This is a genomic window from Reyranella sp., from assembly GCF_044224635.1.
Lineage (GTDB): Bacteria > Pseudomonadota > Alphaproteobacteria > Reyranellales > Reyranellaceae > Reyranella.
Map to the genome: position 1 here is coordinate 138,320 of NZ_JBGAKA010000006.1, position 14,486 is coordinate 152,805.

General features: G+C 66.7%; 10 protein-coding genes. 2 read left to right on the forward strand and 8 right to left on the reverse strand.

All coding sequences use genetic code 11. The features are described 5' to 3' along the window. Window positions 1–109 precede the first annotated feature (109 nt). From ACILR9_RS08155 to ACILR9_RS08175, 5 genes are all read right to left on the reverse strand, one after another. The gene (locus tag ACILR9_RS08155; protein WP_395709407.1) at window positions 110–1,420 is read right to left on the reverse strand and encodes an amidohydrolase family protein; all 1,311 of its coding nucleotides are present in this window, start codon (window positions 1,418–1,420) and stop codon (window positions 110–112) included. A gap of 93 nt (window positions 1,421–1,513) precedes the next feature. Continuing rightward, complete coding sequence (locus ACILR9_RS08160) at window positions 1,514–3,211, reverse strand: AMP-binding protein (protein ID WP_395709408.1); 1,698 nt, start codon at window positions 3,209–3,211, stop codon at window positions 1,514–1,516. A 27-nt stretch (window positions 3,212–3,238) separates the two neighbouring features. Next, on the reverse strand, window positions 3,239–3,727 hold the full coding sequence (locus ACILR9_RS08165; RefSeq protein WP_395709409.1) for a hypothetical protein: 489 nt from the start codon (window positions 3,725–3,727) through the stop codon (window positions 3,239–3,241). A 181-nt stretch (window positions 3,728–3,908) separates the two neighbouring features. After that, complete coding sequence (locus tag ACILR9_RS08170) at window positions 3,909–4,673, reverse strand: SDR family NAD(P)-dependent oxidoreductase (protein ID WP_395709410.1); 765 nt, start codon at window positions 4,671–4,673, stop codon at window positions 3,909–3,911. A gap of 18 nt (window positions 4,674–4,691) precedes the next feature. Beyond that, window positions 4,692–10,619 (reverse strand): hypothetical protein, encoded by a 5,928-nt coding sequence (locus ACILR9_RS08175; protein WP_395709411.1) that lies wholly within the window; start codon window positions 10,617–10,619, stop codon window positions 4,692–4,694. Between the two features lie 163 nt (window positions 10,620–10,782). Between ACILR9_RS08175 and ACILR9_RS08180 the strand changes: the two genes are divergently transcribed. After that, on the forward strand, window positions 10,783–11,583 hold the full coding sequence (locus tag ACILR9_RS08180; RefSeq protein WP_395709412.1) for an SDR family NAD(P)-dependent oxidoreductase: 801 nt from the start codon (window positions 10,783–10,785) through the stop codon (window positions 11,581–11,583). 155 nt (window positions 11,584–11,738) lie between these two features. On the opposite strand, the gene ACILR9_RS08185 is transcribed toward ACILR9_RS08180, so the two are convergent. The 3 genes from ACILR9_RS08185 to ACILR9_RS08195 are packed head-to-tail and all read right to left on the reverse strand — an operon-like array spanning window position 11,739 to window position 13,583. After that, window positions 11,739–12,368 (reverse strand): GntR family transcriptional regulator, encoded by a 630-nt coding sequence (locus ACILR9_RS08185; RefSeq protein ID WP_395709413.1) that lies wholly within the window; start codon window positions 12,366–12,368, stop codon window positions 11,739–11,741. 36 nt (window positions 12,369–12,404) lie between these two features. Continuing rightward, a complete protein-coding gene (locus ACILR9_RS08190) occupies window positions 12,405–12,830 on the reverse strand; it encodes a heme-binding protein (RefSeq protein WP_395709414.1) in 426 nt (141 codons plus the stop codon). A gap of 12 nt (window positions 12,831–12,842) precedes the next feature. Beyond that, window positions 12,843–13,583 (reverse strand): TenA family transcriptional regulator, encoded by a 741-nt coding sequence (locus ACILR9_RS08195; protein WP_395709415.1) that lies wholly within the window; start codon window positions 13,581–13,583, stop codon window positions 12,843–12,845. Between the two features lie 97 nt (window positions 13,584–13,680). Here ACILR9_RS08195 and ACILR9_RS08200 point away from each other — a divergent pair, with 97 nt between their 5' ends. Beyond that, window positions 13,681–14,466 (forward strand): aromatic ring-hydroxylating dioxygenase subunit alpha, encoded by a 786-nt coding sequence (locus ACILR9_RS08200; protein ID WP_395709416.1) that lies wholly within the window; start codon window positions 13,681–13,683, stop codon window positions 14,464–14,466. Window positions 14,467–14,486: the final 20 nt, after the last annotated feature.

The following is a 14,486-nucleotide window of genomic DNA, read 5'->3' on the forward strand; positions in this document are numbered from 1 at the left end:
GGGACCTTTCTTGTTGCAGCACGAGGAAGAAAGGTCCCTCGACTGCGCCGCCCCTCGGGCGTCTCCGCTCGGGATGACGGGATGTTTTCTCGTATGCAAATGCCTTTCGCTACTCCGCCGCCAGCGGCCGCGCCTGGCGCTGCGGCGCCGGCGCCTTGTGGAACGCGCCGTCCTTCATGATGGCGAGGAAGCGCGTCGGATCCTGCAGGATCGACACGTCGATCGAGGGATCGCCGTCGACCAGCAGCAGGTCGGCGAGGAAGCCTTCCTTCACCTGGCCGAGTTCGACCGTGCCGCGCTCGGTCTCGCCCGGGCCGGCGCCACTTGCCATCAACTCGCCGCCCATGCGGGTGGCCGAGACGATCGCCTCCATCGGCGTGAAGCCGAACAGGGTCACGAAGTGCTCCATGTCGCGCGCATTGCGCGGCATCGGGTTGAAGGCGAAGCCGTAGTCGCCGCCCGGCAGCACGCGCACGCCGCGCTTGTGCAGCGCCTTCATGTTGTCGATGCCACGCATGAACTCGTTGTCGAAGCGCCGCTTCACGGCGTCGGCCAGGGTGACGCCGCGCACCGGTGCTTCCTTGTAGGCGCTCCAGGTGATGCCGATGGTCGGCGCCACGAATACGCGATCCTTCGCCGCCTCGAGCATGTCGAGCGCTTCCTCGTCGCAGAGCGTGGCGTGATAGATCACGTCGACGCCGTGACGCAGGCACATCTTCACCGCGCCGGCGCTGCGGGCGTGCGCCGCCATGCGCTTCTCGTGCGCCACCGCGACCTCGGCAACAGCGGCGACCTCGGCGTCGGTCATCACCGTCATGTGCGCCTTGGAGCCTGGCGTGCCCTCGTCGCCCGACGGGTTGATCTTCAGCACGTCGACGCCCTCGCGCACGAAGAAGCGCGCCCAGCGGCGGAACTCCTCCGGTCCGTCGGCGACGACGGCGAAGGTCTCGCGATGCAGGTGGTTCAGGCGCACGTCGCCCAGGCCGCTGGTCACCGTCATCTCGAGCGAGGCGGCGAGCATGCGCGGCCCGACGATGTCGCCGGCGTTGATGGCGTTGCGCACGACGACGTCGAGGCGCGGTTTGGCCGAGGCGGCGCTGTGCAGGGCGGTGAAGCCGTGGTCGAGCAGCATCTTCGCGAACTTGGCGGTGAGCAGGGTATGCTCCTCCGGCGGCACCTCGCCCAGCGCCGGCGAGGACGGCGTGTTGATGAAGCTCGGATGGGCATGCGATTCGACAAGCCCCGGCATCAGCGTGGCGCCACCGCCATCGACGACGACGGCATCGGGTGCCACGGCGAGCGTCGCCGGACGGCGTGCCAGCGCCTTGATGCGATTGCCGCTCACCAGCACCTCGGCAGCAAACGGCGCTGCCCCCGATCCGTCGATCACGCGGACGTTACGGAACAGCGTATCGGTCATGGTGCTCACCCCTCCCAGGGCCTGATGTTGTTGGCGGGAGTGTACACGCTTCTTCTTTTCCTCCCCAGCTTCGCTGGGGAGGCGCATGACATGTCACCCCATCACATCCTTCTCGTGGAACTCGACGCCGCGCACGACGTCGGCGGCGGTGCCGTCGTACTCGACGCGGCGCAGCTGGGTGCGGCGGATCTTGCCGGAGATCGTCTTGGGCAGCTCGGTGACGAACTCGAGCCGGCGGATGCGCTTGAACGGCGCCAGCCGCTTGTGGGTGTAGTCGAGGATCGAGCGCGCGGTCTCGCGCGAGGGCGGAGCGGAGGCGACCAGCAGGATGTAGGCCTTGGGCACGGACAGCCGGATGTCGTCCGGCGTCGGCACGATGGCAGCCTCGGCGACCGCCTCGTGCTCGATCAGCACGCTCTCGAGCTCGAACGGGCTGATGCGATAGTCCGACGACTTGAAGACGTCGTCGGCGCGGCCGACGAACGTGAGGTAGCCGTCCTCGTCGAGGCTGGCGACGTCGCCGGTGCGATAGACCGCGCCGTCGGCGCCCGCAAGCTTGCCCGCGGCGTCGGCATAGCCCTGCATCAGCCCGGCCGGGCGCTCGCCGCCGAGGTCGAGGCAGATCTCGCCTTCGCTGCGCGGGCTGCCGTCGGCGTCGAGGATCAGCACGCGATAGCCCGGCATCGGCCGGCCCATGGCACCTGCCTTGACCGGCTGGCCGGGCGAGTTGGCGACCTGCGCCGTCGTCTCGGTCTGGCCGTAGCCGTCGCGGATGGTGAGGCCCCACGCCTCCTGCACCTTGTTGATGACCTCGGGGTTGAGCGGCTCGCCGGCGCCGCAGACCTCGCGCAGCGCGAGCTTGCAGGCGGCAAGGTCCTCCTGGATCAGCAGGCGCCACACCGTGGGCGGGGCGCAGAAGGTGGTGACAGCGCAGCGCTCGAGCACGCCCAGCAGCGCCTTGGCGCTGAACGGCGCCTGGTTGACCATCAACACCGTGGCACCGGCATTCCACGGCGCGAAGAAGGTGCTCCAGGCATGCTTCGCCCAACCGGGCGAGGAAATGTTGACGTGCACGTCGCCGGGCTGCAGCCCGAGCCAGTACATGGTCGACAGCGAACCCACCGGATAGCTGCGATGGCTGTGGCGCACCAGCTTGGGCTTGGCCGTGGTGCCCGAGGTGAAGTAGAGCAGCAGCGGATCATCGGCGTCGGTCGGGCCGTCCGGCGCGAAGTCGGCGGGGCAGGTGTAGGCGCCGGCGAGCGGCAGCCAGCCGTCGATCGGCCTGGTGCTGGTATTGACGAACACCACGCCGTCGCGCAGCAGGCCGGCGCACTTGGCGACCTGGTCCTCGTCGGCCACGATCATGCGGGCGCGGCCACGCTCGACGCGGTCGGCCAATTCTTCGCCGGTCAGCAAGGTCGTTGCCGGGATCACCACGACGCCGAGCTTCATCGCCGCCAGCATGATCTCCCACAAGGGTGCCACGTTGTTCAGCACCAGCAGCAGGTGATCGCCGCGTTTCAGGCCGTGGCCGCGCAGGAAGTTGGCGACCTGGTTGGAGCGCGCCGCCAGCTCGGCGAAGGTGAGCCTGGTGTCGCGGCCGCTGGCGACGTCGACGATCCACAGTGCGTCGCGATCCTTGCTCGCAGGGTTGCTCGCCAGCTCGGCGTCGAACCAGTCGAGCGCCCAGTTGAACGGCATGGGATCGGGCCAGCGGAAGCCGGCGACGGCCTTGGCGTAGTCGGTGCGATGGGCGAGCAGGAATTCGCGGGCTTGGCGGAAAGTCGGCATGAGCGGTTGGACCCTTCGTTCGCCTGTCTACTCGTTGACGGGCGCTCCTTCGAGAGCGAGCGGCGCATCTTGCGCGGGCCGCTCGCCGCCGTCGAGGCGCAGGCAGCCGGCATTGAGGCCATCGCCCGGCGCCTTTTCGACGGGCGCGATGAACAGTGCCGTGATCTTGATGTCGCCGACCAGGAGGCGGGCCTCGCTCAGCCAGCGCGCGGCGCGGATCGCGTTGCCGGTCCCATCGAGTCGCAGCCAACCGCACAGGATGGGCCGCTCGCCGGAGGTGTCGATGCGCACGTAGGCGGTGTCGTTGCCCTTGAAGGCGCCGGCCCGGCTGTTGATCCGCCATTCGAACGGCACCGCGCGATAGAGCTTGGCGTCCTCCACCGAGACGTCGATCGTGCCGATATAGTCGCTTTTCGCCAGCGACGGATCGCGGATCCAGCCCATGTGGGCGGCAAACCCGAACGCCACCAGCGCGACGGCCATCAGCAGGATCACCCAGCGCGGGATGCCGGTCATCTCTATTCCTCCCCAACGAAGTTGGGGAGGTGTCGCCGTCTTACGGCGACGGAGGGGTCATGAGTCATGGCCCCGCCATCTCTTGTGACTCATGACCCCTCCGCCCCGTCAGACGGGGCACCTCCCCAGCGGAGACGCTGGAGAGGAGAATGAACTCGCGGTCGGGAAGAGCATGATCACCTCACGCCAGGATCGTCGTCAGGCCGCCGTCGACCACCAGCGTGTGGCCGGTCATGTAGGCGCCGGCGTCGGAGGCGAGCAACAGGAGCGGGCCGCGCAGATCTTCCGGCTTGCCCCAGCGATGAGCGGCGGTGCGCTGCTCGAGCATGGCGTTGAAGGCGGCGTTCTGCTGCAGCGGCACGTTGAGCTCGGTGCGGATGTAGCCCGGCGCGATGGCGTTGGCGGTGACGTGCGGGCCGAACTCGGCGGCGAGGTTCTTGGTCAGGCCGACCAGCCCGTGCTTGGCCGCGACATAGCCTGCCACCGAGGCGCGGCCGAGGATCGCCATCACCGAGGAGATGTTGACGATGCGGCCGTACTTGCGCGCCAGCATGTGGCGGCCGACCTCGCGCACCATCACGAACTGGCCGATCAGGTCGGTCTCGACCGCTTTGCGGAAGGTGTCGGTCGGCGTGTCGACGATCGCCTCGCGGTAGATGATGCCGGCGTTGTTGACCAGCACGTCGATGCGGCGGTGGCGGCGCACGACGGCCTCGACCTGCTCGCGCACCTGCGCCTCGTCGGTGATGTCGATCGGCACGACATGCGCCTTGCCGCCCTTGCGGGCGATGGCGCGCGCTGTCGCTTCCAGTTCCTTCACCGTGCGGCCGGCGCACAGGACGGTCGCGCCGGCGGCGGCAAGGGTGAGCGCCATGTCGCGCCCCAGTCCGCGCGAGGCGCCGGTCAGCAGCACCACGCGGTTCTTCATCGAAAACAGATCAGCCATGTCCCGTTCGCTTTCGGCTTAGACCAACCATCCATGGCCGGACGCGCTCGTGAAGTCGAGGCCTACGATCAGGTCGTTGTAGTCTCGGTCGCCGCCGCCGGCGATATCTTCCCATCCCCAGACATTCATCCCGTAGTTCCACAGGTGGCCGATATGTGCGCCGGCGACGACCTCGTTGGCCTGGGCAAAGGCCCAGAACCGCTGGGTTCCGTTGAACAAGGTCATGGCGATCAGGTCGCCGGCATCGACGCCCTTCAGCTCAGTTTGCAGGAAGTTGCCATAGCCCGGGCCGGCAATCGTCGTGCTGCCCGAGGTCGTCGCATAGGCGCGCGCATCGGCAGCGGCGGCATAGCCGGCGGAGCCTGGCTGCAGGCCGCCGATGGTGCCGTTGAAATCGTCGACGCGATAGAACTTGAGCTGCAGGCTGTCCTCACCGTTCTGGCGGATGCGAACGACGGCGTGCTGGTCGTCGGCGCCGCCCGCCGTCTCGGCCACGGCGGCGGGGCGGGCGATTCGCACCAAGGCCTCCGTCGAGGACGACGTGAAATCGATGAAGCCGAAGGCATTGCTGAGGGTTGCCTGTGGCGTTTGCGTGCCAAGGCCGTCGATCAGGACGGCAACCTGAGTGCCTGCGCTCGCGGTCGCCTGCACCAGGGCGCCTTGTGTCTGCCCGTCGAACATCCGGGCGAGATCGGGATCGAAATCGGGCTGCAGCGACTGCTGGGCGACCCGGCTTGTCCAGGCATACGGTCCCATCGTCGGGCTGGTGAAGGTCGCGCTGCTGGAGCCGACAAGCAGGCCGACGTTGGCGGCAACCGTCGATGTCGTCTGGATCAGCAGGGTTTGTGCCACCGGCGACGTCCAGCCATTCGTGCCTGACGACTGGAGGAGATCGGGAACTGCGTCGAACGAGGTCTGCTCGTGGGCGATGGCGGTGAGAGCGCGGGCGAGCAGCAGTCCGTTGGGCGTCCCCAGGCCCGTCGTCAGGTCGTAGCCGGGAGAGGCGGAGTAGCCGAAGCCGGTCGGCGTGATGGCGGTATCGTCGCTCGTGATTGGACCGCCCAGGGTGAACGAGGAGGTGTTGTTTCCCACCGTGATGTCGTTGAACGACGCCGGCGAGACTACGGCTGCGGTATAGAGCAGATCGTTCAGGTAGCCGAGCTGCGGCAGTCCCTGGTCCTTGAACACGGCGTCGATCTGGGATGCGAGCGACGCCCATAGCGGTGCCGCCGCGCTGGTACCGTCGTCGTTCGATGTGCCCGTCATGTCGGCCGTCGGCACGATGTAGAGCATGTTGCCGCCGGCATCTGCCGCGACGTCGGGTGTGCCGCGGCCAACCAGCGCCGACGGATCCGACGTGGTCGGCGTGAGGCCGAACTCGCTCTGGTAGGATGGCACCGGCTGGGTGGTGTCAACTCCGCCAGAGCCGGTGTTGTTGTGCAGGAAGCCGGTCTGGTCCTTGGTGCCCGGCACGCCGATCTTCGTGCCGTCGAGGTAGTACCGGTTCCACACCGTCTCGATCAGGTTGGCTGTACCGACGGACCGATTGGGCAGGGCGGTCAATCCGCCGGCGATCAGTTGCCACAGCGTCGCCGGGTCGCCTGCCAGTGCGGCGGCCGTAAGGGATGCCAGAGTGGAGTCGGCAAGGGCCGCGTCGACCGTGCTGAGCGACGTGCCGCCGACCATGACGGCATAGGGGCTGGCGCGGCCGGAGCTGACGTTGGTCAGCCCGTTGCCGTACTTGTCGCCCGAGCCGCCGTCGCTGTTCGCGTTGAAGACCGAGATGTTGCGCAGGGCGGCATCGACAAAGAGCTCCCGCACCGCGCTATAGAAGGGTGAACTCGGCGCCGACTGAGGCTGGTAAGCGAAGGACGAGCTGACGACCGCGGGATTGTTCGTGGTGTCCCAGAACGCCGATTGATAGGCCGTGAAAGCATTGGACTCCGCACCGGTTGCGTAACCGGAGCCCGCGTAGAGAATCAGCGGGCTTTGCGGGTTGGTGGCGGTCACAACGCCGACATCGAGCGAGCGCTCGCCGGCGGGATTGGAGGCTGGCGGCTGCACCGTCGGGTACTTCTGGCCCCCGGGCGCGACGACCGTGACGACGGCGCTGGTGGTGATGCCGGCCGTATGCCGATACGTATCGATTGCCGACTGAAAACCTGTGCCCGTATTGTCGCCGGGCAGCGACGTGCCGACGCCCGGTTCGACGAGGCCGATCGCGCCAGTCGCCACGGCACTGCCGGACGCCGGATTCCAGAGTGGACCCGAGAACGGGAAGCTATAGTAGGAGTCGGCGATCCTTTGCGGGAACAGATCCGACTGGGCCGACCCGGCGGCATTGCCCGGGCTCTGCCAGCCCTGCGCCATGGGCGCCGGCACGCCATTGCCGGGATTGGGCAGCACCGAACCGAAGAGGTCGGTATCGAACCACAGGCCGCTCACGCCCAAGGTCGTCGCGAGCTCGGTGGGAAGCGAAAGATTACCCTCCCAGTATCGAACGACGTTGCCGGACTGATCCTTGCCCTGGAGCAGGGTCGCCGTCGGTCCGAACAACGTGGTGAAGGTGGCTTGATCGACCTGGACCCAGATCGTGCGCGACTCGGGCGACGAGACATAGCCGTTGACAGGAGAGACCGCATCGACCGTCTTGATGCCGAGCGAGGCCAAGTCGGCGATCACGGCGTCGTACTTCGCCTGCTCGGCACCATAGGTCGACCACAGCTTGCCGCTTGTGGTCAGGTTGGCGAGTTCGTGCTGACGCGAGGCCCAGTCGCCGTCCAGTAGTGCGGTCGGATCGTTCGCACGGTCGAGGACGAGCGCCACATTGAGAATGAAGGACGCAACCGCGGTACCGCCGGTCAGGGGAACGGCGCCGCTGCGATAGCTGTCGAAATCGAGAAAGGTCGAATTCGGTAATTCGGTGTAGGGCGCCGACGATGACGGGACGGACAGGGCGGCGAATCGGATGTTGGCCGGGGAAAGGTTGGCCAGGTTGCCGACACCGGGAAGGCTTGCCATGTCCGACGCGCTGACGGCGACAGTGCCGTCGGCCGTACTGAACGAGCTCAAGCTTGCCGTCGACACGTTCTTGATCGCGACATCGGCAATGTTCACGCCGCCGCCCGGCGTGGCGTAGGCCATGATCAAATGCTCGATGCTGCCGCTGGAGAATCCGCTCTGCGTGAACTTCATTTGCCCGGCTGCGTGCATCAGGCCGGCGGCGAGGTCGGCAGCGCTCGCGTACTTGTCGACAAGGTCGACGATTACGTTGGCGTTGCCGGCAACCGTGTCGCCCGCCTTGGAGATCTCGTCGACGATGGTGGTGGTGCCGGCGGCGATCTGTTGACCGGATCCATCGACCAGGCCCCGGGCCTGCGGCCCAGGCAGCGGGAAGTCCACGCCGAGCCGACCCGATGCCCAATCCGGCGCATAGAGGTTCAGGTGGTCGCCCTGGTCGCCCAGCGTGAAGTTGACGACGGTCGTGTACCACGGCGTCGCGTTCGTCGGGCTATAGCCGCCGTAACCGTTGACATAGGTTTCGACGAACTGGTTCGCCTTGGCGTCGAAAACGATATCGGTGATCGCTTGACCGTAAGTCGCCCCGATGCCGGCGCTCGCGAGCTGGCTGCTATGCGGCCCGTGACCGACATCGTAGAAGCCGATCCAGACGGTGCTCGGCTGGTAGTCCTTGCCATGAGTTCCAAGGGTGATCGTGTCGGGACCGCCTGCGCCAAAAAAATTATCGCCGCCTACGACGGCAATGCCCTGCTGGGAAGTGCCTGCACCGCCCTTGAGCGCGTCCGCACCGACGCCGGAGAGGCCGTTCGACTGCGGACCGATCTGGACCAGCGGGGTGTAGACCTTGGCGCTCGCCAGATGGCCGTGAGTGTCGAGCTCGATCTGTCCGGACGTACCCTGGATAAGGTTCTGGTAAGTAGCCGACCCAACGACCTTTATGCCGGCAATGTGCTGCGCTGTCCCGGTCTCCGTGCCCGCCACATCCATCACCAGCCCGGCGGTCGATGCAGCGCTCAAGTCGCTGGCGTCGGTCGCGCCGATGAAGAACATGCCGCGGCCGGAATGCGCAATCGTCGAGGTTCCCGGCTCCCCTCTGACCAGGACGGAATCGTGGCCAATCGCCTCGGTGGGATCGCCGGCCGGGAACGGCACCGACTGCATGCCGTCGACGCGCCCGAGATAGAGATCGGTGGCCGGCGCGTTCGGCGAATAGGTGTCGGTGTTGTCGAAGAAGTTCAGCGAGCTGGGCGCCGTCGTCGCCGGGAAGTCGTTCACGAACGTCGAGCCGAGGAAGACAGCGTGACGCGCGGCCGAGTTCGAGCTGTCGTAGCGCAGGTAGATGTCGGTGATGGCGTATTCGCTGACGGAGAAAGTCGGTATGTCCAATCCCGAGGTCAGGCCCGCCGGCAGGTGGGTCATGCCGTCGTACGACAGCCAGAGCTTCAGGCTGTCGGTGGCGTTGATCGGGAAGCCACGCTGGATGGTGACGTTGCTGCCCGAATTGGGCTGCCGGTAGTCGCCGCCGTTGGCCATGCCCTGCATGTTGACGGCGAAGCTCGACGGGCCGTTCTTGATGAGGAAGTCGCCGGCCTGCGAGGTTGCGATGCCGCCTTTGTCGTTGAGGAACTGCAGCACCGTGAAGGAAGACGACACGTCGTTGGTCGACGAGATCGAGTCCGACATCAACGTGTAGACGGTGCCGCTTGTCACCGGAACGAGACCGGGGAACTTGGACATGTCCATTGCCGACGCGCCGCCGGAGCTCGCCCCGTGAGTCTTGCCGACAACGTCGAGCACCTGGATCTTGTCGAACTGGATCGTGTCCTGGCCGACCGCGACCGTAGTGCCGATGGCGACCTCGTTGTTGCCTTTGCCGGTGCCGCCCTGGATGACGGCGCCCGACGCCGGCGCTGCGCCGGCCGCGTCGGCGAGGCCGGAAAGATCGTAGAAGCCGTTGCCCGTGCCGCCCTTGATGGCGAGGTCGCGCAGGTTGGTCGCGGTGTCCGCGAGCAGACCTGCGTCGCCCGCTTCGGCGCCCGTGAGAATCACGAAGCCCTTGGTCCCGCTCAGATCGATGGTCGCGACCTTCGACCAATCGTGGGCGGAGCTCCCCTCGAAAAGCGATGCCTGCAACATCGTGCTGGAGCCGTCGTCGTGCACCGAGATGAGTGTGGCGCTCGCCGCGTTTGCCGCGCCCAGGGCAACGATGTTGAGGCCGGAAGGGGTCGAGTAATTGGCGAAGTCCACGGCAGATCCGCTGGCGTCGCTGGACGCGAGCTGCCATGTCGTGAAGCCGTCGGCTCCGTGCGACGGCCCGGCAACGACGGCGTAAGCCAGCTTGCCGAAACCTGCCCAATTCGGGTCGCCGCCGACGACGGCGGGCGGAGCGACGGCGCCGCTCGGCAAGCCGCCGACATTCCTCGCCGCGACGTTGATCGTGTCGGCGTCGGTGAAGGCATCGGCAGCCAGGACCATGGCGAGGCCGTTGGTGCCGTCGCCGAGCGCATCGCGGAGGGCGATTTGAAGATCGTACGCCTTGCCGATGATCGGCTTGGCGTCGTTGCCGACGATCAGGGACGAAGGATGTCCGGTGCCATCGTAGTCGAGCGTTGCGAAGGCGATGAACTGGCCCGATTGATTCAAGCCCGTGAGGAGGACGGTACCGTCGTCGCCGAGATTCTGGATGGACCAGGTGTCGATGCCCTGAATGTTCAGGCCGCTTACCGTCGTGTCCTCGGCCGACGGCTGGCCAGTCAGGAAAGTGGCGTTCAGGACGGCAGTGCCGCCGGAATTAAACAGGCTGTCGCCATCGGTCAGCGTGTGCTGGGTCTTGGAAGTTCCGGCCAAGGGGGCGTTGAAGATGGCGTCGCCGACATTGACGATATGATCCTGCTTGACGGTGAGCGTGTAGATCGCAACGGCCATTCGGCTCGCCTCCTGTCCCTGGCTGTCGAGCATCGCGGCTGAACATTGAACCGTCTACAGCGCTCATCGGGCGTGAGCCTTTTGCGATGCGGCGCTGGCAATCTAGGATTCGAGATACCAGTGGCCTATGAATGGCCGAACGCTGCAATGGGGGAGAACCGTAATGGCGAGTACAGGCAAGGTGGCGATCGTGACCGGCTCGGCCACCGGATTGGGCGCGACCTGCGCCATCGATCTGGCCGAGAAGGGCTGGAACATCGCAATCAACTACACCAAGAGCAAGAAGGAAGCCGACGAGACTTATGCCGCGGTGACGGCGAAGGGCGTCGAGGCGATCCTGGTGCAGGCCAATATGGGCGAGGACGCCGACTGCCGCCGGCTCGCCGCTGAGACGATGAAGAAGTGGGGCCGCATCGACGGCCTGATCAACAATGCCGGCACCACCAAGTTCCAGGCCCAGGGCGATCTCGAGGGTGTGACGCCGGAGGATTTCGACATCATCTTCCGGGTCAACGTCACCGGCCCCTACATGATGAGCCGCGCCGTCTACCCGGCGATGAAGAAGCAGTGGGAAGAGAAGCAGGAGCGCGGCTCGATCGTGCACGTCTCGTCGATCGCCGGTGTCATGGGCATCGGCAGCTCGATCCCCTACGGCTGCTCCAAGGGCGCGCTGAACACTCTGACCTTGGCATTGGCGCGCCAGCTGGCGCCTGCGGTGCGCGTCAACACGATCTGCCCCGGCTTCATCCAGACGCGCTGGCTGCTGGGCGGTCTCGGCGAGGAGAACTACAACAAGCTCAAGGAATCGCAGGAGCAGAGCGCCCCGCTGCGTCAGGCCGGCACGACCGAGCAGATGGCGGAGGCGGCGCTGTTCTTCCTGACCAGCGCCTCCAACATCACCGGCGAGTTCCTGATCGTCGACGCCGGCACCCATCTCGGCATGCTGCCGATGAAGCCGCGCTGATCAGTTTCCTCCCCAAGCGTAGCTTGGGGAGGTGTCGCGTCATACGCGACGGAGGGGTCATGAGCCTCAGTCGCGTTGCTCATGACCCCTCCGTCCGCGATTACGCGGACACCTCCCCAGCGAAGCTGGGGAGGAATATCAATGGGCCGCCAGCGTCAGTCCGCCGCCTCGTCGGCCGGCTGTGCCGCGGCGCGGGCGAACGCCTCCGCGGCGTTCCTGACGTGGCGGGAGGCGAGCAGGGCGGCCAGCTCCTCGTCGCCGTCGATCACGGCGGCGAGGATGCCGGCGTGCTCCTTCCAGTCCTCGCGCGCGCGAGCGCGGCCGTTGAGCGAGAAGGCTAGGCTGGTGCGTTCGCGCAGCGAGCGCATGATGTCGGAGAGGACCGAGTTGCGGCTGGCTTCGGCGAGGCGGTCGTGGAATTCGCCGTTGAGCCGCGTCAGCTGGTCGGGGCTGCCCGACTGGGCCGCCTCGTTGCCGCGCCTGAGCGTGTCCTGCAGCAGACCGACGATCGCCGGATCGTGACGGCGCGCGGCGAGGCGGGCGTTGAGCGCCTCGAGGAGCGTGCGCACCTCGACCAGCTCGGCCACCATCTCGGGCGTCACTTCGGTGACGGTGGCGCCGCGGCGCGGCTCCAGCTTCACCAGGCCTTCGATCGACAGGCCGAGCAGGGCCTCGCGCACCGGCACGCGCGACACGCCGAGCTCGGCCGACAGGCGGTCCTCGACCAGCCGCTCGCCGGGCCGGAGCTTGCCGTCAAGGATCTGGCCGCGGATCTGCTCGCTCACGACCTTGCTCAAGGAAGCGCGATCAACGGTCATGGGTCATTTGCCGAGGGTGGCCATGAAGGCGGCGATGCCGGCCTCGCAGCAGGCGATGTCCTGCTCGCCGTTGCCGCCCGAGGCAGCAACGGAGCCGACGCACTGGCCGTCGACGAAGATCGGGAAGCCGCCGACGAACACGGTGAAGCGGCCCTCGTGCTGGGTGAAGATGCCGAACGCCTCCTCGCCGGGCAGGGCGTTCTTGTAGACGTGCGTGGGCTTGCGATGGCCGGCGGCGGTGAACGCCTTGTTCATGGCGATCTGCACGCTGGTGACCTTGCCGCCGTCGAGGCGCCGGAGCGCGATCGGGTAACCGGCATTGTCGGCGACGCAGAGGACCTCGGGCACGCCGATTTCCTCTGCCTTCTTCTGCGCCGCGTCGAGGATGAGATGCGCCTCGGCGAGCGTCAGGGTCTTGTACGTGTGCACGCGTGTGTCCGATCAGGCGGCGAGCTTCTTGGCTCCGGCGGCCTGCGGCTCGGCGATGAACTTGCGATAGACACCATCGAGATAGAGCCGACGCATCATCGTCGCCTCGCGCACCAGTCGCACGCAGGCGGCGCGCTGATCGTCGGTCGTCGCGTACTTCTCGACGATCTCGAAGCCTTTCTCGCCATGCTCGGCGTCGGCCACGATGTGCAGGGTGAAGAAGGTCACTTCGTCCTCGGCGAAGCCGTACTTCTCGAGCAGGGGCGGGGTGGTCTTGCTGTAGATGCGCGGCACCTGGCTCTCGAGGCCGATCAGCAGGCCCGACAGCGCCTCGACGAACGGCTTGGTCGACTGCACGGCGCACCAGCTCTGCAGGCCGAGCGTCTCGGGCAGCAGCTCGCCGTTCACCTGGGCATTCAGGATCTCCTCGCGCTTCATGCCGCAGGTCGCGGCGAACTCGAGCAGCAGCTCGGAATGGCGCACCGGCGCGAAGTCGCCGGAACCGACGAAGCCTTCCTCCTCGGTGATGTTCTCGAGCAGGAACTGCTGGACGTCCCAGTGCGGGCAGGTGGCGTAGACCGCGCCCAGCCATTCCGAGAAGTGGCTGACGTAGTGGAAATGCTGCTTCACCCATTCGCCGAGCAGGCGGCGGTCGAGCTTGCCCGAGGTCCAGGCCTCGCTCCACGGATGGACGGCCGAATGCCGCTGCTCGATCGCTTCCTCGAGAGCCTGACGGAACGCACTTTTGGCCATGGCGGCGCCTCCTTGGTTCGAATGCCATGATCGTATACAATCTGGGCTTAAAGAGTCAAATTCGCGCGAATCTATTCAAGGATTGTATACGAGGACAATGAAACCGAGCGATTATAGCCAAGGCGATGCCTTCCAGGCCGAGAAGCAGACCATCTTTTCCTCAGGCTGGCTGCCGCTCTGCGCCGACGGCCAGCTGGCCAGGCCGGGCGACTTCGTGGTGCTGACGGTGGGTGGCTGGAGCGTCTTCGCCGTGCGTGGCAAGGATGGCGTCGTACGCGTGCTGCGCAACGCCTGCCGGCATCAGAACATGCAGGTGATCGCCACGCCCTCGGGCCACTGCGAGACTTTCCGCTGCCGCTTCCACGGCTGGACCTACGACCTCGATGGCCGTTTCGTCGGGGCGCCGCAGCCGGTTGCCCCCAGGGATCCCCAGTCGCCCGACCTGCATCTGACGCCGCTGGCGACGGCGGTGGTGTCAGGACTGGTGTTCTTCAGCATGGCCGCGCCGGCTGAGCTGCCCGACCTCGGCGCGCCACCGCCGGCCTACGGCGGCACGGTCACGATGGAGATAGCCTGCAACTGGAAGGTCTGCGTCGAACACCTGCTGGCCGACCAGACGCCGTCGCCGGACTTCACCTGGACATGGCCACTGCTCGCCATCTGCCGCGCCGGGCCGGTGACGATCATCGAGCAGGTCGTGCCGCACACCTTCCTGCGCACCAAGCTGCTCACCCACGTTTTCGGCCGTGAGGCCGACGACCGGCAGACGGCCGGCACCATCAAGTACGCCTGCGAGCACCTGCAGATCGAACGCGCCGCCGGCACGCCCGCCGCCGCGAGCCCGCTGGTCGCCGACTTCCATCGGCGGCTGGCGCAGGGTTGAGTAACGTTTCGGGAGGACTC

What these genes read in the sequence shown, in the direction of transcription:
- ACILR9_RS08160 (WP_395709408.1), bottom strand. Translation starts at nt 3,211, where the DNA reads ATGCCGACTTTCCGCCAAGCCCGCGAATTCCTGCTCGCCCATCGCACC.
- ACILR9_RS08200 (WP_395709416.1), top strand. Translation starts at nt 13,681, where the DNA reads ATGAAACCGAGCGATTATAGCCAAGGCGATGCCTTCCAGGCCGAGAAG.
- ACILR9_RS08180 (WP_395709412.1), top strand. Translation starts at nt 10,783, where the DNA reads ATGGCGAGTACAGGCAAGGTGGCGATCGTGACCGGCTCGGCCACCGGA.
- ACILR9_RS08195 (WP_395709415.1), bottom strand. Translation starts at nt 13,583, where the DNA reads ATGGCCAAAAGTGCGTTCCGTCAGGCTCTCGAGGAAGCGATCGAGCAG.
- ACILR9_RS08170 (WP_395709410.1), bottom strand. Translation starts at nt 4,673, where the DNA reads ATGGCTGATCTGTTTTCGATGAAGAACCGCGTGGTGCTGCTGACCGGC.
- ACILR9_RS08175 (WP_395709411.1), bottom strand. Translation starts at nt 10,619, where the DNA reads ATGGCCGTTGCGATCTACACGCTCACCGTCAAGCAGGATCATATCGTC.
- ACILR9_RS08165 (WP_395709409.1), bottom strand. Translation starts at nt 3,727, where the DNA reads ATGACCGGCATCCCGCGCTGGGTGATCCTGCTGATGGCCGTCGCGCTG.
- ACILR9_RS08155 (WP_395709407.1), bottom strand. Translation starts at nt 1,420, where the DNA reads ATGACCGATACGCTGTTCCGTAACGTCCGCGTGATCGACGGATCGGGG.